20 protein-coding genes are annotated in these 23,781 nt (G+C 41.7%); 8 read left to right on the forward strand and 12 right to left on the reverse strand.

The features are described from left to right. Positions 1-55 precede the first annotated feature (55 nt). The gene (locus tag M9189_RS12175) at positions 56-1,174 is read right to left on the reverse strand and encodes a DNA polymerase III subunit (protein WP_250723591.1); all 1,119 of its coding nucleotides are present in this window, start codon (positions 1,172-1,174) and stop codon (positions 56-58) included. Between the two features lie 66 nt (positions 1,175-1,240). Between M9189_RS12175 and M9189_RS12180 the strand changes: the two genes are divergently transcribed. The 3 genes from M9189_RS12180 (at position 1,241) to M9189_RS12190 (ending at position 3,752) form a co-directional block, all read left to right on the forward strand. Beyond that, the gene (locus tag M9189_RS12180) at positions 1,241-2,020 is read left to right on the forward strand and encodes a radical SAM protein (protein WP_250723593.1); all 780 of its coding nucleotides are present in this window, start codon (positions 1,241-1,243) and stop codon (positions 2,018-2,020) included. Positions 2,021-2,027: 7 nt separating this feature from the next. Further along, on the forward strand, positions 2,028-3,107 hold the full coding sequence (locus tag M9189_RS12185; RefSeq protein WP_250723595.1) for a glycosyltransferase: 1,080 nt from the start codon (positions 2,028-2,030) through the stop codon (positions 3,105-3,107). Positions 3,108-3,269: 162 nt separating this feature from the next. Then, a complete protein-coding gene (locus M9189_RS12190) occupies positions 3,270-3,752 on the forward strand; it encodes a hypothetical protein (RefSeq protein WP_250723597.1) in 483 nt (160 codons plus the stop codon). Between the two features lie 3 nt (positions 3,753-3,755). Here the strand turns inward: M9189_RS12190 and M9189_RS12195 are convergent, their stop codons facing one another. Together M9189_RS12195 and M9189_RS12200 are read right to left on the reverse strand one after the other, a co-directional pair. Next, complete coding sequence (locus tag M9189_RS12195) at positions 3,756-4,595, reverse strand: DUF3108 domain-containing protein (protein ID WP_250723598.1); 840 nt, start codon at positions 4,593-4,595, stop codon at positions 3,756-3,758. Between the two features lie 8 nt (positions 4,596-4,603). Continuing rightward, a complete protein-coding gene (locus M9189_RS12200) occupies positions 4,604-6,451 on the reverse strand; it encodes an Ig-like domain-containing protein (protein WP_250723600.1) in 1,848 nt (615 codons plus the stop codon). Positions 6,452-6,603: 152 nt separating this feature from the next. Here M9189_RS12200 and M9189_RS12205 point away from each other — a divergent pair, with 152 nt between their 5' ends. Next, on the forward strand, positions 6,604-7,497 hold the full coding sequence (locus M9189_RS12205) for a hypothetical protein (RefSeq protein ID WP_250723602.1): 894 nt from the start codon (positions 6,604-6,606) through the stop codon (positions 7,495-7,497). Positions 7,498-7,500: 3 nt separating this feature from the next. Here M9189_RS12205 and metA read toward each other — a convergent pair whose 3' ends face one another. From metA to rnr, 3 genes are all read right to left on the reverse strand, one after another. Next, a complete protein-coding gene (gene metA / locus M9189_RS12210; RefSeq protein WP_250723603.1) occupies positions 7,501-8,418 on the reverse strand; it encodes a homoserine O-acetyltransferase MetA in 918 nt (305 codons plus the stop codon). A 13-nt stretch (positions 8,419-8,431) separates the two neighbouring features. Next, a complete protein-coding gene (locus M9189_RS12215; RefSeq protein ID WP_250723605.1) occupies positions 8,432-9,040 on the reverse strand; it encodes a TetR/AcrR family transcriptional regulator in 609 nt (202 codons plus the stop codon). Between the two features lie 97 nt (positions 9,041-9,137). Continuing rightward, positions 9,138-11,279: a ribonuclease R gene (gene rnr, locus M9189_RS12220; protein WP_250723607.1), complete on the reverse strand. Its 2,142-nt coding sequence runs from the start codon at positions 11,277-11,279 to the stop codon at positions 9,138-9,140. A gap of 179 nt (positions 11,280-11,458) precedes the next feature. Here rnr and M9189_RS12225 point away from each other — a divergent pair, with 179 nt between their 5' ends. Continuing rightward, on the forward strand, positions 11,459-12,718 hold the full coding sequence (locus tag M9189_RS12225) for a phosphoglycerate kinase (protein WP_250723609.1): 1,260 nt from the start codon (positions 11,459-11,461) through the stop codon (positions 12,716-12,718). Positions 12,719-12,766: 48 nt separating this feature from the next. On the opposite strand, the gene M9189_RS12230 is transcribed toward M9189_RS12225, so the two are convergent. The 4 genes from M9189_RS12230 to M9189_RS12245 all read right to left on the reverse strand — a co-directional run bounded on the left by M9189_RS12230 (position 12,767) and on the right by M9189_RS12245 (position 17,347). After that, a complete protein-coding gene (locus M9189_RS12230) occupies positions 12,767-13,354 on the reverse strand; it encodes a hypothetical protein (protein ID WP_250723611.1) in 588 nt (195 codons plus the stop codon). A 10-nt stretch (positions 13,355-13,364) separates the two neighbouring features. Beyond that, the gene (locus M9189_RS12235) at positions 13,365-14,222 is read right to left on the reverse strand and encodes a DUF4296 domain-containing protein (protein ID WP_250723612.1); all 858 of its coding nucleotides are present in this window, start codon (positions 14,220-14,222) and stop codon (positions 13,365-13,367) included. Positions 14,223-14,248: 26 nt separating this feature from the next. Then, positions 14,249-15,643 carry a sugar transferase gene (locus M9189_RS12240; protein ID WP_250723613.1) on the reverse strand — a complete coding sequence of 465 codons (1,395 nt, stop codon included), beginning with the start codon at positions 15,641-15,643 and terminating at the stop codon, positions 14,249-14,251. A gap of 81 nt (positions 15,644-15,724) precedes the next feature. Further along, the gene (locus M9189_RS12245) at positions 15,725-17,347 is read right to left on the reverse strand and encodes a capsule assembly Wzi family protein (RefSeq protein ID WP_250723615.1); all 1,623 of its coding nucleotides are present in this window, start codon (positions 17,345-17,347) and stop codon (positions 15,725-15,727) included. A gap of 269 nt (positions 17,348-17,616) precedes the next feature. Here M9189_RS12245 and M9189_RS12250 point away from each other — a divergent pair, with 269 nt between their 5' ends. The 3 genes from M9189_RS12250 to M9189_RS12260 all read left to right on the forward strand — a co-directional run bounded on the left by M9189_RS12250 (position 17,617) and on the right by M9189_RS12260 (position 20,449). Then, positions 17,617-19,002, forward strand: a complete 1,386-nt coding sequence (locus M9189_RS12250) for an IS1380 family transposase (protein WP_250722148.1) — start codon at positions 17,617-17,619, stop codon at positions 19,000-19,002. Between the two features lie 234 nt (positions 19,003-19,236). Continuing rightward, positions 19,237-19,842: a MarC family protein gene (locus tag M9189_RS12255; protein ID WP_250723616.1), complete on the forward strand. Its 606-nt coding sequence runs from the start codon at positions 19,237-19,239 to the stop codon at positions 19,840-19,842. 13 nt (positions 19,843-19,855) lie between these two features. Further along, on the forward strand, positions 19,856-20,449 hold the full coding sequence (locus M9189_RS12260) for a ribonuclease H1 domain-containing protein (RefSeq protein ID WP_250723618.1): 594 nt from the start codon (positions 19,856-19,858) through the stop codon (positions 20,447-20,449). Positions 20,450-20,489: 40 nt separating this feature from the next. Here the strand turns inward: M9189_RS12260 and M9189_RS12265 are convergent, their stop codons facing one another. After that, entirely contained in the window at positions 20,490-22,370 is a 1,881-nt protein-coding gene (locus M9189_RS12265; protein WP_250723620.1) for a tetratricopeptide repeat protein, read from the reverse strand. 76 nt (positions 22,371-22,446) lie between these two features. Beyond that, positions 22,447-23,676 (reverse strand): 3-deoxy-D-manno-octulosonic acid transferase, encoded by a 1,230-nt coding sequence (locus M9189_RS12270; RefSeq protein ID WP_250723621.1) that lies wholly within the window; start codon positions 23,674-23,676, stop codon positions 22,447-22,449. Positions 23,677-23,781: the final 105 nt, after the last annotated feature.

Consider the following 23,781-nt stretch of genomic DNA (forward strand, 5'->3'; position numbering starts at 1 on the left):
GGGCTTGAAAGGCCCTGATTTATATTGTTTTCTCCCGTAAAGGGATATAAAAGACTTATGACTTGAACATCATCACCATCTTCAACGCCATGTCGAGCAATACAATTCTGGCGTTGCCATTTTGTTCAATGTGAGAATATGCCAATTTCAATTCTTCAGTCATATCCTCAATATTATTGTCATTAATAAAGGGGGAAAACTTCCTTACGAAGTCTTCCTCGCCAGGACTAAGATACACCAATTCAGGTTTTCTGAAATTATAAATATAACTTTCTCTCAGCATTCCTGTAGCATAATCTATAAATGCCTTCAATTTGTCGCGCGATAAAGGTGCTACCTCATCAACCCATTTCATAATATCAAACACCTTGCGCGAGTAAGTAGACCTCATAAGGCTTGTGAACATCTCAAAGAAAACACTCTGATCCCTGGATGAGCTAAGGTAATCAACTGCCCTTACATAGTTTCCTTTGGACAGGCGTGCAGCTAGATTTATCTCAGACTCAGAAAAATCATACTTCTGCTTCAAAGCCTCTACAAGACTCTCCGTTTCAATTGGAGGAACATTAAGCATTTGTGTACGGGAAAGGATAGTTGCAAGCAGAGACTGTGGATTCTCAGAAACCAGCAGGAAAACAGTACTTGTCGGTGGCTCCTCAAGGATCTTAAGCAACTTATTCGCACCACTGACATTCATGCGCTCGGGCAGCCATATTATCATAATCTTATAACGACCCTCAAAGTTCTTCATAGAGAGCTTGCGGAGTATCACAGCGCTCTCATCGTCATAGATCACACCCGACTTCTTACCATCTGAGATCCTGTCAAACCACTGTCCGGCACTGAAGTACTGGCGTTCAAGTACAAACTCCCTGAACTCCTTGATGCGGTCGTCACTTACTGCCTTACTCCCCTCCTTGATCACAGGAAAAACAAAGTGAATATCGGGGTGCACCATCTTAGATGCCTTGACGCAGGAACTGCAGGTACCACAGGCATCGTGCTCTCCCCTGTTCAAACAGTTAAGATATTGAGCATAGGCAAGTGCAAGCAGGAAGGAGCCAGTGCCTTCACCACCCGCAAAAAGCTGGGCATGACTTATGCGATCCTCCTTTACACTGCGCAACAAATGATCCTTTATCAACTGTTGGCCAGCTATATCCTTAAAAAACATTCTGTCTTGCCTTTATCCAGTCAAAGATATGAAATTACTGCTAACTTTGACTTCAAAAAAAAGCAAATGCCCACATTTCTATTCGGCGAAATAATCTTTGGACCGGTTAACAGTCGCAGACTTGGTTGTTCACTGGGAATTAACCTCTTACCGGTCGACAGGAAGCTATGCTCGTTCGATTGCCTATATTGCGAATGCGGATTAAATCCCGATGTAGGAGCACCAAAAGCAGAATTACCCACGGTAGACGAAATCACTAAATATCTGGAGCTTAAACTCCAGGAGATGTCCGGCAGCGGCCGGCTGCCGGACGTACTGACCTTTGCCGGTAACGGTGAACCAACTCTTCATCCTGATTTTCCGGAAATCATCGATTCAACTTGTGTACTTAGAGATAAGTACTGTCCTTCAGCAAAAATAGCGGTACTATCCAATGGCTCAAGGATTGGTTCACCGCGTGTATTCAATGCACTGCTCAAGGTAGATGACAATATCCTGAAACTTGATGCAGGATCGGAAAATACAATAAAGCTGCTTGATCGACCATCAGGGAAATTCAATCTTCAATCCTATGTAGAAAATCTCAAACGCTTTGATGGAAAGGTGATAATACAGAGCCTTTTTATTAAGGGCCACTACAACGGGGAACTAATTGACAATAGTAGCGACCATGAAGTAGCTGAATGGCTAAAGCTTATAAAATACATCGCTCCGGGTGAGGTTATGGTTTATTCCATAGCCAGAGATACTCCTGTGGACACTCTCCAGAAGGTCGAAGGAAAGCGTCTCAAAGAAATTGCTTCGCTGGTAGAGAAGGAAGGTATCAAGGTTCAGCTAACCGAATAAGGCAGCTATGACAGAGAGTCCCATATACCAATTGCAGGCAACTAAAGTGCTTGTTTGCCCGCTCGACTGGGGACTGGGACATGCCACACGATGCATCCCCATCATCAGAATATTGACCTCAAGGGGTATCAAGGTCGTGGTAGCCTGCTCTCCTCAGCTTAAGCCACTCTTCATAAACGAAGTACCGGAGCTTGAGCTCGACACCTTCGAAGGTGCCCGGATAAGATATTCACGAAGCAGCCATCTTGTGCCAAGACTGCTGGCAGACCTGCCTCTCCTGCTTCTTTGGTACTTTCGGGAACGACGCTTCACTAAAACCCTTGTAACCAGACATAAAGCAGATTGCATTATTTCAGACAACAGGTATGGAGTAAGGCAAGGCGGGATAAAAAATATCTTAATAACTCATCAGTTAGCCCCAATTATGCCGCGGTTATTAAAGTGGGCAGAACCTATAGCAGCCTGGGTATTCCAAACTGTGATAAAATCCTTTGATGAATGCTGGGTACCCGACCTGCCAATGCCTGACTCGCTCGCAGGTTTATTGGTTCATCGCTATCCCCTCCCCTACAACGTAAGGTTCATCGGACCTCAGTCAAGATTTACCGACTGCGACAAACCAGATATATTTCGGTCCGAAAACCAGCAGGAGTCAACATCTGCTAATGAATATGAACTGCTAGGAATAGTTTCGGGACCCGAACCACAGCGCTCCATCCTACTCGATATAATGATAAGGCAGTTTTCTACATACTCCGGCAAAAGCCTTATTCTGACAGGCAGACCGGAACAGGGAGCTCCCAAAATAGTAAAAACAGACCAGGGACCTGATCTGGCACCTCATCTTGAGACTGCACAATTAAAAGCCTTGCTTACACGCACTCCCTACATAGTATGCAGATCAGGGTACTCTACAATTATGGACCTCTATTACCTGGGCAGATCAGCTATTATCATTCCAACTCCCGGACAGACTGAACAGGAGTATCTTTCTCAATATCATTCTTCCAGACATCTTGCCATTAGTCAGGATGAATTTGTCACAGCTACACTTAGCTCACTGTTGGAAAGGCTATTACGGTTGTAGCACCATGGGCACAAATACTTCATCCTGTTGAAATTCAACACATTTCACAACTGAAAGTACTCGTCATAATATTTAATATTTTCGTCAAAACACTGTAACATTTTCACAGTATTCCCATATAAGAATGCAGTTATTTGAAAAACCAACTTTAATTCTGTTCTTATGCAGGTTTGGATACTATCTCTCAGTGCACTGATATGCCTGACTGCAATTGTTGCATACAGATACATGATACCGGATCTTATCAGGAAAAAAGCTCAGCGTCACCTGAGAGATTTAATCTTTCCGGAAGGCGAACAGCAAATGCAGGTTATTCTGAAATCTTTCCGCGAATTCACTTGTAACAGATTCTCAGAAGAAGAACTGCTGGATTATTATATGAAGATAAAAGGGCTTCAAAACATGAACTCAGGGTTATACTCTGACTTCTGGGTAAAAAAATACCTTATGAGTCCCACATTTATCAAGTTAAACTACTTTGAACAGGTTCAGTTTTACCAGAACTTTATCTGCATCACAAAGGTATCGTCCGAAACAAGCCCAAAGAAAAAATCAAATAAATCCACCCCTGTACAGGAAGTATTTGAAAGCAGATTTGAACTTCCAGATTCACTCTCTCTTGAGAGCATTGCGCTGAAGCAGTAAATCTTATTTGCCTAAGATCTCGGCAGTGATTGGGTTGCGCAGACCTTGTGCATCAACAAACACAGCCTTCACAGATCCGACAAGAATCTTTGCCTCAACCAGAATAGGAATACGAGCATTATCATCAGTCATCCATACTGTCATATCTTCACCCGCATTAAAGATGGTTCCCTCAACTAGCAAGGGAGTGAACTTAAGACAACGAAAACGTCTGCCATCACGGGTCTTAATCTCTTCCCGCCCAAGGTATCTGATATAGAGATCAAATACCTCTCCATCAACAATCATCACTATAGGGATCTTATCTCCTGGTTTATATTTTGAGAAATCCAGGTTACGGGCATAATAGACAAGGCTTACTATGTCCAGACCGCACTCAGGCCAGTCAATGGTCTTGTAAATAGGAGCTCCACCTTCCTTGCTGATTTTAGTATTTATCTTCCTCTTGTCCTTATCAAATGAATAGTATTCATATGCTTTATAAGAGCCCTCCTGAGTACTTCTTATAAATTCAAAGGGCTTCATACTGATTGGATCTACAAAAGACTGAAAGGTATCTCTGACCATGAATAATTTGTCGTAACCCTTGTGGGTTACGCCTACTGCTTTAAAATGATATGCAGGCTTGCTGTCTTTTTTTACTGAATCAACGGTGAATGTTACAAGACCTGCATTTAACCATATAAAACCCCAGTTGTAAACAGCATTATATGTCACTTTTTCTCCGTCCTTAAAAACGAAGTTGGTAACAGTGCAGTTACCATTACCCTTTAGCAATGAAGGGCTCAATAACAACGATAGCAATACCGTTGTGAGCACTCTTGTCATATTGGTTCGCCCCATATTTAATGCTATTTTTTTCTTGAAGACTGCGACTTTCTCATTCTGGCAACAAAGTCATAAATATCAAAGGTCGAAGGATCAAAGTTTATGAAATGATCCCAGTTTGCTCTGGCATTTATGTATTCAGGATAGTAATATAGTTTCTCCGGCTGAATACCTTTTTCAAAATCACCAACATCCCACTTGCCATTACCATTCACGTCCTCAACAATTCTGATAAGGTAATCTCCAGGCCTCAGATATCTAAATCCCATCTTGCCATTTGTTGGTACTTTGGAAGTCCTTACAATATTCTCCTGCCTGTCGAGCACTTCAAGTACCCAGGATTTATCAGGCTGAGCTACCTCTATATACAGTGTAGCATAGGTATCAGCAGCACTTACAGTAAAACGCTGCCTTACAGGCTTGTTTGATACACCATAAATATCTGTAAAAGCTGCTGAATCTATTTCAACTACATAGGCAGAACCGGCCTCGCGCTTAAAATCAACTGCGTATTGTCGTATATAGATGCTGTCTTTTACGAGTCTGATATCAACAGGAACCAGGGTGCTATCAAGCTCCTGAGACAGTCTTATTGCATTGCCGTCTGCCTTATCCAAGGGAGTAGGGAAGGTCAGTGTCAACCTGTCAAGTATCCCAAATGTTGGCTTTATACCATCAACTCTTAGCGATGGGAGTTCAACCTGCTCATCATCCTTTTTACGCCCTCTTCCTTCACGCTGACTTCCTCCATAGTCAATAAAAAAAGCATTGATTGTGTCGTTCTTCCATTCTGGTTGTTTAAGCGAGTCAAGCACCTGATATCTCAAATGCAACAGCAATGAATCAGAATTAATCAATACACTATCCCTAAGCCAAACTGTAATGCTATCATTTCGCGGCGAATTCTCAAGTATAAATAAATCAGCATCTTCTCTGCCTACAACCTTTACTTCGGCCTTTACATCCATTGGCCTGCTGAAATACAGATCCGCCTTGTTGCGAGCTGGACGCTTATAATCTGTCAGGTAAGGGGCTACATTATCCTCCTGAAACATAAAGAGACGCAAACTATCTGGCAGAAACGCAGGTACCTGTACCACAACAGCTGAGTCACTTCCTACCGAGTCAATCCTCTCATGAAAGCCATAGTATGGTGTAATGATCTCATCATACCAGGCTATCCTCTCACCAGGCTGATCGTACTTGTAATTTCTGTTGGCATCCTCAAGTGCATACAACTTATATCCAATTGGAGCCAGGTTCTTTATCGAGAAATATCCTTCCGCATTAGTTCTTGTGACCCGCAGGGGCACAAGAGTACGAAAGGCCGAGTCAGCATGATTGGAATAAACCATTACCAAAGCATTGGCTACCGGAGAAAGGTCTGATGCGTCCAATAAATGGCCGGAAATAGCCATACTATCAATGTAGTCTCCCGTCGAGAAAGAAAATGCAAAATTCTCTAAGACATTCCCTTCATTGTTGTCCTTGATTGCATCAGCAAAATCAAGTGTGTAGGTTGCATTGGGTTGAAGATCTTCCTGAAACTTAACAATCATGGTCTTACCGCGGGTGGTAACAGCAGGCTGCTTGTTGACTGGTGGTGACACCATCAGCTTTTGAAAAATGTCTGAGACCTGGATTATTTCGTTAAATTCAATTCTGATCTCATCTCCAAGAAAACTCAGAGAATTAGCTGCAGGTATTGACTTAACCATATAGGGTGGCTCTTCATCCTTTGGTCCCCCAGTAGGCATGCCAGTACTTGCACAACCCCAAAACCCAATAATCAAGGTCAAAAACAGCCCAAGCTGAACCAGCCCTCTATATCTGAATAACAACATATGTCTAAACCACTGTTTCAGTTTCATCCAACCTGCAGTTTTATATCATTTTAAAGTAACAAAGGTAAAAACTTTATTAATTCAGAACTTAAAACATATAGACAGTAAGCATAAATCATACCTTAATATTGCCCGAAAGGCAAAATGTGATATTTTTGTCCTGTATAATGCAGGAAATTATGGAAACGTCAAATAACACTACACCCAATAAAAACAGGAAGCTGATTGCAGCTGCAATAACTGCCGGAATACTGCTGGTTGTGATTTCCCTGTTATTTATTTTTCAAAACAGGCAACTTAACACTATTGTTGAGAATCTGAATGAGGAAAAGGATATTCTGACAGAAGAATATCAGAGCCTGGTTATGAATTACGACTCTCTTCAAAGCGACAATGACTCTATCAATTATCTCCTGCAAATAGAAAGGGACAGGGTAGCTCAGCTTATTGAAGAGATAAAGACAGTAAAGGCTACGAATACTGCTAAAATCAGAGAGTACCAGAAAGAACTATCAACTCTCAGAGGTGTATTAAGATCCTATATTGTACAGATTGATTCTCTAAACGCCCGTAATCAGGAACTAACACAGGAGAACCTTGAGCACAGGAGAAGATACAACCAGATTCAAAGTTCATATAAACAGTTGGAAGAGGTTAAGGCAGAGCTTGAACAGAAGGTTACTATCGCCAGCAGACTTGATGTTACAAATACTGAGGTAACGGGACTTACCGCCTCTGAACGCAAAAGCGACCGCGCCAACAGGGTAACAAAAATCAGAGTCTGTTTCACCGTTCTAAAGAACGTGACTTCACCTGTGGGTATGAAAGATTTCTATCTTCGTATCGAAAGACCTGACGGCCAATTACTTACCCACTCCCTGGACGACAGGTTCAGATTTGAGGATTCAGACATCAACTATTCTGCAAAAAGATCTATAGAATATGGTGGTGAAGAAGTAGATGTATGCATCTTCTATAATGCTGATGCAGGTGAACTACAATCAGGCGAATACATCTGCGATATATTCGCTGATGGCTTTCACCTGAAAACAGTGCGTTTTTCTCTTCGCTAGTCCTTAATGTTCGTGATTGAACTTGTAGGGAGTCAGCTGATATACGTAATAATTTAACCAGTTGGAATATAACAGGTGGGCATGACCTCGCCAGTTTACAGCAGGCTCACCTTCTGGGTTGTCATTGCTGTAATAATTCTCTGGCACTGCAATCTCCATTCCCTTGTTTACATCCCTCCAGTATTCCTCGGCAAGAGTATTACGATCATATTCAGGGTGACCTGTTACAAATATCTGCTTTCTATCCTCTGATACAACTATATATACTCCTGCTTCAGGCGATTCACTTAAGATAACCAATCCTTTCGTATTCCTTATTTCGTCAGCACGAACCTCTGTATATCTTGAGTGTGGAGCATAGTACCAATCGTCAAAACCCCTAAGCAGAGGTTCGGTAGGCACTTCCACACTATGACTGAAGACCCCGAACATCTTCTTATGCAATTCATACTTTTTGATACCATAATGATAATAGAGACCGGCCTGTGCTCCCCAACAGATATGGAATGTTGAAGTAACATGCTGCTTGCTCCACTCCATTATTTCACAGAGTTCCTTCCAGTAATTAACTGCCTCAAATTCCATCAGCTCAACAGGAGCTCCTGTGATTATCAAACCGTCAAAGTATCGGGTTTTAACCTCATCAAAGGTCTTATAAAACGCCAGTAAATGTTCCTGAGAGGTATGTTTATGTGCATGCGAAGATGCCATCATAAGTTCAACCTCTACCTGCAAGGGGGAATTTGACAATACCCTGAGCAGATGAGCCTCCGTTACGCTTTTCAACGGCATCAGATTCAATATAAGTATTTTCAATGGTCTAATGTCCTGCGACTGCGCACGACTCTGACTCATAACAAATACATTCTCCGCCTCCAAAAGTGATTTTGCAGGTAGAGAATCAGGAATGTTAACCGGCATATCTTTTTACCTCTTAATTCTTTACTAAACCGTAAAAGAAAATGTTTAAGATGTTGTCCAACTGGCCACTCAAATCCTGAACACTTGTGGATCCTCTGAAAAGGGGAATTTCAAGTCCACGCAGTACAACAGCAATACTCATTGCACCAAGTTGTATATCCCTGATGTTAAAGACTCCGTTGCGAACTCCGACTTCAAGAATGGTCTTCAGATAGGCCTCTTCGACAGACTCTCCTTTCTTCCTATTTGCACCCAGAAAGTTGTACTCCCCGTAAAAATCTTCCTTTAATACCTTCTGGTAATTGGCAAGCTGACTAATTGTCTGCATACGGACTATTACATAATTACGCAGCTTATCCTTTGGGCTTAAATCCGAGTCCACGACCTCCTTCAGTTTCTTGAAGAGGATTTCAGACTCAGAATCAATTACAGCCTGGAAAATATCCTCCTTATTTTTGAAATAGTAATAAAGAGAACTTTTTCCCTTTCTAAGAGCCATTGCAATGTCTTCCATCGTGGTTTTCTTGAAACCATAACGTGCAAACAAATCCCTGGCTGCATCAAGAATGGCACTCCTGTTAGCATCCTGTGAAGGTGTAAGTGAACTGCTTTCCAAACTCATATTTCAATTTTTTACTTTATAACACGCAAGTTTGAAAATTGTTTCGTAAACGCTCTCTAACAGCGTGTTTTATCAATAATACGAGTCATCAGACTGATTAAGGTGCTAACGTAAAGTCTAGCTGACGTTTTTCAAGATTAGCCTTAAGTACTTGAATCTTTACTGCGTCGCCAAGCTGGAACTTACGTTTATATCGTCTTCCGACCAGCATGTAATTTTCCTCATCAAAGGTATAATAATCATCATCTAGCTCCCTGACAGGAATCAAACCCTCACATTTGCTGTCAACCAATTCAACGTAAACACCCCACTCACTAACTCCCGAAATCACTCCATCAAACACTTCACCCACACGATCCTTAAGGAATTCTACCTGTTTGTATTTTATTGATGCACGTTCAGCATCTGCAGCACGCTGCTCCATCTCTGAACAATGCTCGCACATTTCCTCATACTTGTCAGCCGGCACACTCTTATCTCCATCCATATATCTCTGCAACAAACGATGCGCCATCATATCAGGATAGCGTCGAATTGGAGACGTAAAATGTGAATAATGCCTGAAAGCAAGTCCATAATGACCAATATTACGGGTTGAATAAACAGCCTTGGCCATTGTCCTCACAGCCAGTGTTTCAACTATATTCTGCTCACTACGACCCTTTACCGACTTCAACAATCGGTTCAATGCCTGACTGAGGCTTTCCTTTGGTTCCGGATTAGCATCCAGTCCAAATTTCCTGACAAATTTAGCAAAAGCTTCGAATTTATCTGTATCAGGTACATCATGAATACGATACACAAAGGTCTTGGGCTCACTTTTCTTATTCTTCTCAAGTTCGTTTGTTGCTATCAACTCAGCCACACGCTTGTTGGCCATAAGCATAAATTCCTCGATAAGATTGTTAGCCTCCTTGGACTCTTTGAAGTACACTGATATTGGTTTGCCTTTCTCGTCAAGCTGGAATCTGACCTCTACCCTTTCAAAATTGATTGCGCCTTTACGATATCGTCCAGCCCGAAGTTCTTTTGCAATAGAGTTAAGCACCTTCAGTTCTTCTGCAAAAGGCCCCTCGCCTGTTTCAATAACAAGCTGTGCCTCTTCATAGGTAAACCTCTTGTCGGAATGTATTATAGTCCTTCCTATCCATGACTCCTGAACATGCCCATGGCCATTCATCTTGAATACTGCAGAAAAGCAAAGCTTGTCCTCTCCTGGACGGAGTGAGCAAAGGTAATTGCTAAGACGTTCGGGCAGCATAGGTACAGTACGGTCAACTAGATACACAGAGGTTGCCCTTTCATAGGCCTCATTATCTATCACCGAGTCGGGCTTTACATAATGAGTCACATCAGCGATGTGAACTCCAATCTCCCACAAATCTTCACCTAGTTGCTGAATAGAAAGGGCATCATCAAAGTCCTTTGCATCTACCGGGTCTATAGTGAAGGTGGTGACATTTCTGAAATCTCTTCGCTTTGCTATCTCCTCCTTTGTTATTGCATCGGGGATCTTTTCCGCTGCCACAATTGCTTCTTCCGGATATGAATATGGAAGATTGAATTCGGCAAGGATGGCGTGCATTTCAGCATCATTATCTCCTACGTCCCCCAATACATCAACGACCTCACCAACCGGATTCTTGGCACCTACAGGCCATTCGACTATCCGTACAACGGCCTTCTGGCCGTTGACGGCACCCTTGAGTTTGTTCTTTGGAATGAAAATATCTCTATTGATTACCTTCCAGTCACAAACCAGGAATGCAAAATGTTCACTAACCTGAAGCTGACCGACAAAGAGCTCTCTCTTTCTCTTTATTATCTCAACGATCTCTCCCTCCAACTGGCGACGCTTCTTACGGGCAAACAGCAGTACCTTGACTTTGTCCCCATGCAAAGCTCCATTAAGGTTAGCCTGTGACACAAATATATCCTCTCCGCCTTCATCGGGTACTATATAAGCCGAACCTGCAGCCGTCATATCCACAGTACCGGTAATCTGAGCTGCTAAAGAAAGTAGCTTGTACTTCCCGGGTACAACCTCACTCAATATACCCTCCTCAGTCATTTCAAGCAAAAGCATCTCAACAAGTTGACGACTGCTTTTCTTGGTCAAACCCATCGCTGCAGATACCTGCTTATAGTTTAAGGACCTTTTGGGATTAGCATTAAATACATCCAGTATTTCCTCCCTAAGTGCAGGTCGATTTGCCCGCTTTTCTTTTTCTTGTCCCATATACTATCCTGAAATTAATAATATGCCATTTCAACCAAAGGTAATAAAATATCACTCCAGGGCCGATACTTATGTAAAAATCCTAAAAAGAAAAGACTAGATAATACAATATCATAGCGGCGCTTTAATATTTTTGTATCTTTACGGCTCGATTTTAAAATCCTATAAATTAATATTATATGTCAAAGATTGATGCATACAATTTTGCCGGCAAAAAAGCTATTGTACGCGTGGACTTTAATGTTCCGCTAAATGCCGAGTTTCAGGTCACCGACGATACCCGCATTCGCGCTGCAGTTCCTACAATCAGCAAGATACTGCAAGATGGAGGTTCTGCCATCATCATGTCACACCTTGGCCGTCCAAAGGGTAAGTTCAACAGCGACTTTTCTCTTAAGCATATTCAGGCTCACATGGCAAAGGTAATAGGTACAGAAGTAATTTTTGCTACTGACTGCGTTGGCCCTGATGCAAAAGCAAAGGCAGCTGCCCTGAAGCCAGGTCAGGTTCTGCTGCTCGAAAACCTCCGCTTCCACCTCGAAGAAGAAGGTAAGCCAAAACTTGCTGACGATGCAAGCGAAGACGAAAAGAAGGCTGCAAAGGCTGAAATGAAGGAAAAGCAAAAAGAATTTTCAAAGACCCTTGCTTCTCTGGCTGATGTATATGTAAATGATGCTTTCGGTACTGCTCACCGTGCCCACGCCTCTACTGCAATCATTGCAGATTATTTCGATGCTGACAATAAGATGTTCGGTTACCTGATCGAAAGCGAAGTTGAAAGCCTCGACAAAGTTATTAAGAATCCTAAGCGTCCATTTACTGCTATCATGGGTGGAGCAAAGGTTTCTTCAAAAATCACAATTATCGAAAACCTGCTTGACAAGGTTGATAACCTTATCCTTGGTGGTGGTATGACCTTCACATTTTACAAGGCTCATGGCGGTAAAATCGGTTCTTCTCTTTGCGAAGACGAGTACATCCAACTAGCTCTTGACCTTGAAAAGAAGGCTGCTGAGAAGGGTGTTAAGATCTACATGGCTAATGACATAATTGCTGCTGATAAGTTTGCTGCAGACGCCAACACTCAAATCTGCGAATCCAGCAATATCCCTGATGGATGGCTGGGTCTAGATGCAGGTCCTGAATCTATCAAGGAAATGAAGGAGATTATTGAAAACTCTGCTACTATCCTTTGGAATGGTCCCGTAGGTGTATTCGAAATGGACAAGTTTGCTGAAGGTTCAAAGGCAGTTGGTGAGGCTATCGTAGCTGCTACCAAGAAGGGTGCCTTCTCTCTCGTTGGAGGTGGTGACTCTGTAGCCTGTGTTAACAAATTCGGCTTTGCTGACGGAGTTAGCTATATCTCTACTGCTGGTGGCGCTCTTCTGGAATACCTTGAAGGCAAAGAACTTCCAGGTATCAAAGCTATCCGCGGATAATAAGACCAATAATGATACAATCAAAAGGCTGCCTCAGGGCAGCCTTTTTTATGGCATTACCAGCCACTTTAGTGTCATCTGGGCTGTCGCTTTCATATGAATCAGATCAGCTCCACTTATATTTATAATTCCACATTTATTCCCCTCCCTTATTGCTCCAAGCTCTTTCAATCCTGCCAGACCGCCAGCCTTGTCACTTGAAAGTGACAGCAACCCGATCCAGTCAGCCTGATTATAGCTTAAGCAATAGTCCTTTATTCTTGAAAACACAGGTACTGAATAATTATCTCTGGTCCTTGTAATTACCGGATGTAGGTCTGAATCAATACCCGGAATTGAAAGCGGGAAACTCGGATCCCCATCTGCACCGTAACGACCAAGTGCTACCGTTCCTCCTGCAAAATGAGCGTTGAGATTTCTTTTTTCATAATCAAATAGTTCAACACCTACAATATCTATTAACCCCGGGATAAGAAGACCTCCATACCATTCTAGTCCGGGCCTTTCCCTAAGTCCGGTGCCTCCACTATCCACAGAAAGAATCCGCCCCTCATCGTCTATTGTAAGAATAGGCCACGCAAGCATTTGCCCACCTTCCATGAGGGCAAAATGTGATCCAAGCATCCGCCTCTTCATCAGGAGAGTATTATTGTATTTGTACTTCTTCTGTTACCATTTGCAACTCGTCTGCACGAGTGCCCTTATTCTGTAGTTTCAGACTGTCACGGACAACTTTTATGCTGATTTCATCAATCTCAACAGAGGCCTTGTTTAAAGAATCCTGTAACAAAAGATTCCCTTCAATGTACTTTGGAAAAGTATCATTCTTAAGCTTAAGCATAAGCTCAGCAACTCGTCTTTGAAATGAGATATCAATACTCTTGTATACAGTATCAGCGACACTGTCATTGTAAAAGGCAGAAAGCATTATCCTAGTATTACGGCTCTCATCGTCATGAAGAAACTTGTATCCTGCACTAAAGCGTATTGCACCTGCCAGATTAAGCGTATCAACATCAATCCTGAAAAGATGACCCGTAGCTAAAGTATCAAGGTTACTAATCTTAATACTTGATGAACCCTGCCAAAGGTTTCCATTCTTCAATTTCTCTGCCTCATTCAATGCCTGCTCCAGAGCCAACCTTTCCCTCTCCATAAGAATCTTCACATCTGCCTCTGCCTGACTGAGTCTCTCAATCACCATCTCATAGACTTTATCATATAGCTGAGGGTTAGAAACATACCATCGACGGATGGTATCAAACTCAGCCGTCGTTAGTCCATGCTTTTCAAGTACATACTTATATGACCCGCTAATATCTGAGTTTCCAGAAATTCTGTACCCCGGCATATAAATCAGAGTAGCATCCGCCATATGTATATCTGCCAGAATCTCTGCCATTTCCTTAGGCCGTGGATATCCTTTGGGCACTTTGTATCTGTTACAGGCTGTAACTGATAAAGCAACTATTAGTATTGATAAATACAATCTGACCTTCAACATTGTCTCTGTTTTCTACACGTAAACTATTATTTCCCGTCCCCTCTAAACATTGTTCTGATCGTCTTAAAGAATAGAACAAAATCCAGTTTCAACGACCAGTTATCTATATACTCCAGATCCATCTTCATCCACTCGTCGAATGGAATATTATTCCTGCCTGACACCTGCCAGATACACGTAATGCCGGGTTTCATGGATAACCTCCTCAACTGCCATCTCTCATATTCCTTGACCTCATCTGGTATAGGAGGCCTTGGTCCAACTATTGACATTTCACCCATCAACACATTATAAAACTGAGGTAATTCATCCAGGCTTGTCTTACGAAGGAAATGGCCCACTTTAGTAATTCTTGGATCATCTGTCATCTTGAAAACAGGGCCATCCATCTCATTCTTTTCTTTCAGACTATCTTTAAGCTCTTCAGCATTTGCCACCATAGTACGAAATTTATGGAGCATAAATCGACGCCCCCTTAGTCCTACCCTTTTCTGACTGAAAAAAATCGGACCTTTGGAATCAATCTTGATAGCCAGCCCAATAATCACAAACAAAGGTGACAGAACGACTAGTACAATGGCAGAAAACACTCTGTCGAAAATATCTTTCAGACGTAAAGACAGATAGTTTACCGGTGTATTTGAGATTGTAAGTAAGGGCGATGTTCCAAGATAATGCAGCTGCGTTTTGTTGGCAAGCATTGTAAAGAAAGGAGAATAAAGTCTGAAAACAACACCTATCTCAGAGCATATCTGAACATAGGTCTCCAATAACCTTGGATCAAGGGCTTCCTTGCAGACTATGACCTCATCAATTGTCTTGTCTCTGAGAAGCTGTTCCAGATCAGTACCTTCATCCAGCACTGGAGCCACATCTGGAAAACTCATATGTGCAGAGCCATCTCCAATTATAGCTACAATTTTATAGCCCCATTCCGGATGACCTGTCAGCTGACGAATAAGAGAAGCAGCCGATTTATCTCCGATAAGCAATACATTCAGGTAGTTATAACCCTTTCGTCTTACCCTCTTGAGTAAGTAATAAATAAAAGTCTTAAAGAGGAAGGTTAAAACAAGATCAAACAGTGCAAAGACAAGGAAAAGTCCAACACCCAGATAGAAAAGATTGAATGCCCAGGCTGATACAACAAGTAAAATTGTACCTACAACCGAAAGGCCTAAGCAACTTAACAGAACCATTGAATACGGTCTGGAACGATATAATACATTTGTCCCAAACCCATTTGAAAGAAGAGTCCAAAAAATTATTATAAGCAACTGTAATATTACGCTATCCTTCTGGTGAAGTATTGATATTTTCCCATACTCAAAATACAGCGCAATATTAAAACTGATAAGGGCCAGAACAACATCTGCCATTGTAGAAATAGCATTGATTGTCTTTGCTTTTTCTTTGAGCATCCTGAATTCCGTTTAGCTTGCACGAAGATAGTTTATAAACACGACTTAGTACATGAAATTTTAAGTGTTTTTCACATAAGCCTATCTGAATTGTTTTATCAATCCTACAGATACACCCAGAGATTTTGAAAGCGCTCCAACATCAACGCCAAGCATTCCATGAATGCTCAATCCATTCAACTTTGATGGACTCCATTCCATACCCATACTTCCATAAAACTGATCCTTTCCTCCTTTGAAAAAGTAACTGGGAGTTTCAACCCATGTATAACGTCCAGTGTACTGATGTACATAAGAACCGTAGTTGCGTGTAATACTCATCATAAGATCCCACGATACCTCATCGCTAAAATCACCTGCAGCTCCAATATGAATAGCGCGAAAACGGTCGCCTACCAGCTGGTAATATGTTTCCCGTGCTCCAAGTTCAGGCTCTAAATGAGCAATCTGAGAATAGGACAGAATAAATGGAGACCCCATAACCATACCATAGTGAGTCCATCCAGCGGGATAAAGTCCGTTATTCATGTACCAATCCCTTCCTCCAAATCTATATCCATAATTCGTATTTTCCTTTAGATACTTCTCTACCTCCTCTTTTGTATAAGATCCAGGATTTTCAACTCCAAGCTTCCTCATAACATCTTCTCTGAATGCAGGATCTTCAAGTTGATACAATACAACCAGAAATGGCCTTACATTGCCATTCTCATCAGTGTAATGAAAGTATGCATCAGGCATGCCTTTGCCAGACTGATATACTGTATTAACCCATTCGATAGTCAGAGCACTAATAAGGCCTTTTTTCGAAGAAGTCCATGTAAGACCTGCTATCTGATCCCTGTTCCTGACAAAGGGCTTCATCCCCGAACCATCAGCAAATGGCATCTGATAATAAAAGCGATACTCCCCATTCTCATTCGAATAATACACCCCAATGTCGTATAAACCCATATGGGCTCCAGCGGCATTTGTCATTTCACCTCCACCCAACTTACTTGACCCTTTAGCAAAGATCGAGTTCCAAAAATCGATAGGAATTTTCTCGCCGTTAGAATAGTAGCCACCCATCAAAACAGAATGGTTCAATCCTGCATAGGGCTTCAACTTTCCACCATCCCATCTGACATAGGCATATTTCTCATGTAACATTACATCTCTGTGGAACTTGACAGCACCCCTGTACTCATCATCCATGAAGCCATGGCTCACCTCACCTTTTATCTCGATTCGTCTGAGTACTCCCGGAAGCTTGGTATACTCCGGAATACCTATGGTTATTCGATCAACTGGTCTGGCATTAGAGCCATACAAAAATGAACCGCTTCCCTTATAACCGTGTTCGAAAACTGGGCTAAAAACATGGCGACCTGCCTTAAGGCTTAGAAATTTCCAGTCAATGCCAAGTGAATAGCCATGAAGATAGCCCCCGAAATGTTTGCTGTTATAATCAGCTTCCAGATGACCGCAAACTGAGATATTGTGACCAACATGAAAATCCCCCTTGAAAGAGGCAATGCCAAGAAAGGGAGCCTTACCTGATATACCCCACCTTCCCTCCTGCCCGGCATATAGCCATAATGGGGTGGTTTCTCCCGAAACTATCATGGAATATGTTGCAAGCTTACCCTGAACATTCAGCTTACCAACTGCATGAGTTGTAAGTGAAAACAATGAAAATAAAATCAACAGGTTATTTCTCATGAGGTACATGGATTTACTGACAATGCGGCAAAGTGAATTAAGGAACTTGACCATTTGGTAAAATTATGACAAGAAAACGAATATGTAAATTTTAATTATTACAACCTCCATCCGATACTGATTTATTACTTTTGACGAAAACCTATATTGAGCGATTTATACAAAAAAAAATAAAAGATAGCTTGCTTATAACCTTGATAATGTGTATTTTAGAGGTATTAAAATAAAAAAACAACACTTCACCATTTAGGTGCACAAGACTATCTTTTATGAGTACGAAGATAACAAAAATCGGCATTACAACCAATAAAATTTCTGGTCGTGGAGGGCTCCCTTTATTTCTTCGCTACACTGAGCAAATTGGCTTATATGGGCTAATATCGCGTAATGTTTCTTCTCTGCTTACTGGAAACAGCAAAGGCTTGCAGCTTCAACAGTTTGTAAAACAGATTGTTGCATTTTTTATAGATGGCACAAATATGGCCATAAGCAGTTTTGATCAAAGTAAAAAGGATGAAGGATATGCATGTTTGCTTGAATGCAAGACCGACCAATTGGCCTCTTCTCACCAGGTCAAACGTTTTTTTGGGAAGCTGTCCGTTATTTCAAACTCGGTATTCAATAAGATACTTAATGAACTGTTTATCTGGAGGCTTCACATATCCAAACCCAAAGTTATAGAACTGGGCATTGACACCATGGTTTTGGATAATGACGATGCTGCGAAACGCGAAGGTTGCGAGGTCACTTACAAGCGTAAGAAAGGGTTTCAGCCACTTCATATATGCTGGGGCTCGTTTCTGATAGACGTGACCTTTAGAAAAGGAAGTGCTCATTCCAATCATGGATCAGATTACACCGACAGGGTACGCTCTATAGTAAATCTGATACGCAAGAGATACTCCAAAGAAGTCCCTATTGTGGTGTGCGCCGATAGTGGGTTTGCGGATCAGAAAGCGTACGAGATATTCGAGCAAGAGCTTAATATACATTACATTACAACAGGAAAATTGTACAATGATGTTACTGAATATGTAAAGGCTTTACCCATTGACACTTTGGGCAAAATCACTAAAAATAAAGCAGTCTGGCAATTTGCGGAATTTGCCAGCAAGTTGAAATCCTGGTCCAAGTTTCGTCGTTGCTTTTTTACCAGATTGCACCGGGATGATACCGGGCAGTACGTAATGGAATTTGGTAAGCCTGACAGCGTCATCTATACCAATATCGGGAACTGTCCTGTCGCTGACAAAAGGCTTCGGGCATCCGGTGGAGATGAGTGGTTTAAAGCTGATACCATCATACGAAAATCACACCAAAGAGGAGCCGACGAGTTGATACATCGTAGCATTAAAGAGCTTGCTACCAGAGAACAACTTCCTTTTAAATCCTTTGGAATGAACAGAGCCTATTATTTTATGCTGGTAGTTACACACTTTATTTTCGAAGCATACAAACAAGATGTTACCGCAGAGGTTATTCCGGTAACCGTATATCCTAATACATTCAGAAGAAAGCTTATTGATTTTGCTGTCAAGATAACCTCAAGGGCAAGGAGTATTGTCCTGAATGTCACCAGAGTAATTTATGAAACGATAAATATTGAAGAGTTATGGGAACGGTGTCAGTCACCGCCGAAAATTCAGTTTGCATAAGGCAGAACAACATACCTCAGGATTGTAAACCCGTAGTGGTAATGGGAGACTTATGTCCAGACCCATAGAAAATGCGATAAAGTTCGGTTTGAGTGAAAAACAGAACTGAATTTTCGTTGAAAAAGTACACGAAAGAAGCCTACCTCTGAGAAAATTTCCGTTTTTTTGAAATCAAGTGAGACGACGGGGGCAGGTGAAATTACGAATCGCTCAATTTAGGGAAAATTTGATTATATGCTAGATTTTGATTTTATTGAAATGTTATCGGCCTTCATTGTTTTGTTTGCCGTAATCGATATTCTCGGTTCTATACCGATTGTGCTTGATATCCGTGATAAGGGAGGTAGAATTGATGCATGGAAGGCAGCCCCTGTTTCCTTTATCATACTTATTGTTTTTCTGTTCCTGGGAGAGGCTCTCCTTGGACTATTTGGGGTTGACTTATCATCATTTGCAATTGCCGGTTCATTGATACTTATGATTATGGCCATTGAGATGATACTAGGGGTTCAAATCTTCAAACACGACTCCCCTACAGGTGCATCCATAGTTCCTATTGCATTCCCGCTTATAGCCGGAGCAGGTTCATTTACGACCCTGCTGGCCTTGCGTGCTGAGTTTGCCCTGTCAACAATTATTGTTGCATTATTTCTGAATATAGTCGTGGTATTTTTCGTGCTTCACTATACCGATAAAATCAAGCATATTGCAGGTGCCGGTGGTGTATATGTACTCAAGAAATTTTTCGGCATAATCCTTATGGCTATGTCAATAAGGCTCTTTATGTCAAACTTTGCTTCCCTGCTTGTCGAAATGATAGATCATTTCAAAGGGTTGTAGAATAACTTCAACTATGCCTTATTATGTAGTGTGGGTAGGTGCCGAACCAGGTATCTACGACAGCTGGAACGACTGTAGGAAAAGAATCATAGGCTTCCCCGGTGCCAGGTACAAGAAGTTCAACACTCTTGCCGAAGCTGAGGAAGCTTTTGGATCGTCACGCAGTTCAAAGCCAAAGGCCGTTAAACTCTCGGGTTTTGAATCTCCTATTCAGGATGCATTGGCCGTTGACGCAGCATGTAGCGGCAACCCCGGAGTTATGGAATATCGTGGGGTGCATGTCGGAAGCAGACAGGAATGGTTTAACTTCAAGATCGAACTTGGAACCAACAATATTGGAGAGTTTCTTGGAATTGTTCACGGCCTTGCTTTTCAAAAACAACATAACCTAAACATCCCCATTTACAGTGATTCACAAATTGCTATAGGCTGGATAAAGGCAGGAAAATGCAAAACCAAACTAGCGGTAAACGAAAAAACAAAAAAGCTATTTGAAGTGATCAGGAGGGCTGAAGAATGGCTTGCTCATAATAGTTGGGATCAACCGCTGCTCAAATGGGAAACAAAACGATGGGGAGAGATTCCTGCCGACTTCGGCAGGAAATAATGAAGTCCAAAATATCATGAAAAGCCTGAGACCTGGCAGTTTATTGCATCATCAACGGCAGGTTGAAACAAACACGATGTCCCGTTTTTACCTTTCCATCATAGCGCTCTTCACTGCGTATATACCCAAAATCCGTCGGCCTGTTTTTTAATCCTTTTCCCTTGTAAATGTGACTAAAGGATACTGCGATTCCCATATTCCTGTATTTTTCTTCCAGGGACTTACAAGCATAATGGCAATTTCCTTCGGCACCATTGTCCTCAATTATTACCTCCAAAGCATTTCCCCGTCTCATAAATGCAATATCAAATTTGATCTTATCCTGAGACCTAAAGGCCATTATATCAGCAAGGGCATTCTCCAAAAATGGCTGTGATATCATCGAGGGTACAAGAATTGCTCCGGCATTCTGCATAACATTACTCTCTATTCTGTGTTCTATAGGCTTTCCAAGCATCTGATCCTGGACCCTCAGGAAAGACCTAAGGTAATCTATCTCCATACTTAGAGGTATCAGCTCCTGCCCGGAGAATTTCAGCACCTGTTCTATATGACGTGCTATCATATCCAGCTGATCAACAGCCCTTTCACTATCACCCACTTCGATACACTGTTTTACATTCTTAAGAGAGCTCAGCATCAGATCGGGATTACACTTTTCCTTCATTAGCTCCTTTTTCAGCTCTTCCACATTCTTCTGTTGCAATAGTCGGCGTCTTCTTTGGTAGGCTGACGCAAAAGCAATTACTGCGGAGACAGAAACTAAAATAATAAGACTCCAAAATAATCTTTCCCTCATAATAGCCTTCTTAATTCTATGGTCTCTCTCCTTAATCTGTCGCTCCAGTTCCATATCCATAACCCCTTTTGCATAGTCCGGGTTATCCTTAAGCATCTTGTCCCTCAGTGCAATATATCTCTCGAAATTAACGAGGGCACTATCATATTGCTCAATCTGCTTGTAAACCAAATATTCAGAATTCAGAAGATTTAGCAGCAACTCCTTCATTTCGTACTGCACAGCCAGGCCTTCAGCCTTTTTGTATAGGTAGATGGACTGAAGATACTCCCCCTTCTTTGCATAATTGTCTCCTAACATAGAATAGGTATTAACTTCTGCAAAACGGTCTCCCTCTGCTTTATTGATTACCAATGCCCGTTCAAGTATCCTTCCTGCCTCATCATACTTCTCCTGCCTCATCTTTAAGGAACCGATATTACTAAGCACTCTGGCCTCCATCGCATTATTCCGCTCCCTTCTGTAATACTCCAGAGCCTTTTCATAATTGGCAGCTGCCTCATCGAGTTGACCATATTCTGCATATACTGCTGCAATATTATTATAGACGCTCGCAACCTCCTCCCATTCCTGTTCTTTGAGATAAACATCAAGGGCTTTTTGATACAGGTCGAGTGATTTGGCAAACTGCTCACCATGAGAAAAAACTATGGCCATATTCTGGTAACACTGAGCAATGCCGTATGAGTTGTTAATCTCAAGCTCTAGCTTAAGTGATTGGGAAAAGTTCTCAATAGATTCGTCAAAATCTCCCTGATAGTATTTAACCAGTCCAAGATTGTTATACGCTGCGCTTAGCCTTGCTGTATCATTTACATTCCTGTAAAACTCAATTGCACGAGAATACTGTTGGGAAGCTTCACTCCAATTACTTAGGGAATACTCCAGTTCGCCTCTGTAGAAAGCTGCATACGCAGCAAGAAGATCTGGATTATATCCTTCCAGGTCTTCAATCCTGTTTATTAGTTTCCTTGCTTCAGCTGCATTGACATCTATCGCCTCTACCACTAACTCAACAAGGTCTGCAAGCTTTTTTTCATCAGCTGCAGATGTAAGTTGTACCCCAACTACTGATAAAACAACAATGACTGAGATGCGCAGCATAGTAAAGGGGCGAATCATAGTCCGGTATCTATTAGATAGTATCGTAAAAATAATCAAATAGTTATAAAAATGAAATTCTCATACTTTATTTGCACTAATCTATCAGTTTGAGAATTTCTTCTGTAGCACCGCACATACTTTGTACATATTCTAGTGCAGCTTCCCCAGATTTCTTCAGATAATCTTTATTCTCATCATCCCATAATCTTTCCATAAGATTACCAAACTCCACACTGTCATTAATAGAAAAACCTGCGCCCTTTTCTTTGAGATCTATAGCTTCTTTGAACTTAAGGTGACGTGGTCCGAAAATCACAGGCATACCATAAGTAGCTGCTTCAAGTGTATTGTGTATGCCCTTGCCAAAGCCACCTCCCAGATATGCCACACTTCCATATCTGTATATTGCAGAAAGCAGTCCTATGGTATCAATTATAAGTACCCTGACATCAGCTCCGATCTCTCCCTTAACTTTGGTGTAACGGCAAACAGGAAGGGCAAAACGCCTCTCAAGCTGCTGAACATGTGACTCATCCACCATATGAGGAGCAATAATTAGCTTTACGTCCTTAGCTGAATTATTAATATAGCTTGCTATTATCTGTTCGTCAGCAGGCCATGTGCTACCGGCAACAAGTACTTTTGCCCCTGTGGCAAAATTTTCAACTACAGGAATTGGGTTGGCTGCTGCTGCAATGGCAGCAACCCTGTCAAAACGGGTATCTCCGGCAACTATATATGCCTTAATGCCAATCCCATCAAGGAGGGCGGCAGATTTCTCATCCTGAATATAAAAACACTTAACATTGTTCAGTATTTTCCTGAACCAGCCACCGTACCATTTGAAAAAGATCTGATCCTTACGGAATATTGCTGACACAAGATAAAGAGGAGTCCCCACTTCTTTCAACTCCCTGAAATAGTTGTACCAATACTCATACTTCACAAAGAAAACCATCCGCGGATTAACTGTACTGATAAATCTTTTTGCATTGGCTCTGGTATCTGATGGCAGGTAACAAACGACATCAGCTTCCTTGTAGTTCTTTCTGACTTCATAGCCTGAAGGAGAATAAAAGCTGAGAACTATCTTGTATGAAGGATTCTTTTTCCTGATGGCTTCAATCAACGGCCTTCCCTGTTCAAATTCGCCAAGAGAAGCACAGTGCACCCATATTACATCACCTTCAAGAGAGACTCCCCCAAGGGTATCCCACACAGTCTTTCTTCCCTTTACCAGTAGAGCAGCCCTTTTACTAAAAGGTGCTGCAAGGCTTACTGCCAAATCAAATAATGCTATTCCCAAATTATAGAATAAGTGCATCTTTTCGTTCTTTCATTTGATACACGCCAAAAATACAATAAGCTTGCCGAGTATCGCATATTTTGCCTCGAAAAATGAACAATGCTGTTAAAAACTTATATTTTT

The sequence above is a fragment of the Xiashengella succiniciproducens genome, from assembly GCF_023674465.1.
Taxonomy (GTDB): Bacteria; Bacteroidota; Bacteroidia; order Bacteroidales; family Marinilabiliaceae; genus Geofilum; species Geofilum succiniciproducens.

Bases quoted from the DNA above. Each gene is read 5' to 3' on its own strand.
- M9189_RS12175 (WP_250723591.1), bottom strand. From the start codon at position 1,174: ATGTTTTTTAAGGATATAGCTGGCCAACAGTTGATAAAGGATCATTTG.
- M9189_RS12180 (WP_250723593.1), top strand. From the start codon at position 1,241: ATGCCCACATTTCTATTCGGCGAAATAATCTTTGGACCGGTTAACAGT.
- M9189_RS12185 (WP_250723595.1), top strand. From the start codon at position 2,028: ATGACAGAGAGTCCCATATACCAATTGCAGGCAACTAAAGTGCTTGTT.
- M9189_RS12190 (WP_250723597.1), top strand. From the start codon at position 3,270: ATGCAGGTTTGGATACTATCTCTCAGTGCACTGATATGCCTGACTGCA.
- M9189_RS12195 (WP_250723598.1), bottom strand. From the start codon at position 4,595: ATGGGGCGAACCAATATGACAAGAGTGCTCACAACGGTATTGCTATCG.
- M9189_RS12200 (WP_250723600.1), bottom strand. From the start codon at position 6,451: ATGAAACTGAAACAGTGGTTTAGACATATGTTGTTATTCAGATATAGA.
- M9189_RS12205 (WP_250723602.1), top strand. From the start codon at position 6,604: ATGGAAACGTCAAATAACACTACACCCAATAAAAACAGGAAGCTGATT.
- metA (WP_250723603.1), bottom strand. From the start codon at position 8,418: ATGCCGGTTAACATTCCTGATTCTCTACCTGCAAAATCACTTTTGGAG.
- M9189_RS12215 (WP_250723605.1), bottom strand. From the start codon at position 9,040: ATGAGTTTGGAAAGCAGTTCACTTACACCTTCACAGGATGCTAACAGG.
- rnr (WP_250723607.1), bottom strand. From the start codon at position 11,279: ATGGGACAAGAAAAAGAAAAGCGGGCAAATCGACCTGCACTTAGGGAG.
- M9189_RS12225 (WP_250723609.1), top strand. From the start codon at position 11,459: ATGTCAAAGATTGATGCATACAATTTTGCCGGCAAAAAAGCTATTGTA.
- M9189_RS12230 (WP_250723611.1), bottom strand. From the start codon at position 13,354: ATGAAGAGGCGGATGCTTGGATCACATTTTGCCCTCATGGAAGGTGGG.
- M9189_RS12235 (WP_250723612.1), bottom strand. From the start codon at position 14,222: ATGTTGAAGGTCAGATTGTATTTATCAATACTAATAGTTGCTTTATCA.
- M9189_RS12240 (WP_250723613.1), bottom strand. From the start codon at position 15,643: ATGCTCAAAGAAAAAGCAAAGACAATCAATGCTATTTCTACAATGGCA.
- M9189_RS12245 (WP_250723615.1), bottom strand. From the start codon at position 17,347: ATGAGAAATAACCTGTTGATTTTATTTTCATTGTTTTCACTTACAACT.
- M9189_RS12250 (WP_250722148.1), top strand. From the start codon at position 17,617: ATGAGTACGAAGATAACAAAAATCGGCATTACAACCAATAAAATTTCT.
- M9189_RS12255 (WP_250723616.1), top strand. From the start codon at position 19,237: ATGCTAGATTTTGATTTTATTGAAATGTTATCGGCCTTCATTGTTTTG.
- M9189_RS12260 (WP_250723618.1), top strand. From the start codon at position 19,856: ATGCCTTATTATGTAGTGTGGGTAGGTGCCGAACCAGGTATCTACGAC.
- M9189_RS12265 (WP_250723620.1), bottom strand. From the start codon at position 22,370: ATGATTCGCCCCTTTACTATGCTGCGCATCTCAGTCATTGTTGTTTTA.
- M9189_RS12270 (WP_250723621.1), bottom strand. From the start codon at position 23,676: ATGCACTTATTCTATAATTTGGGAATAGCATTATTTGATTTGGCAGTA.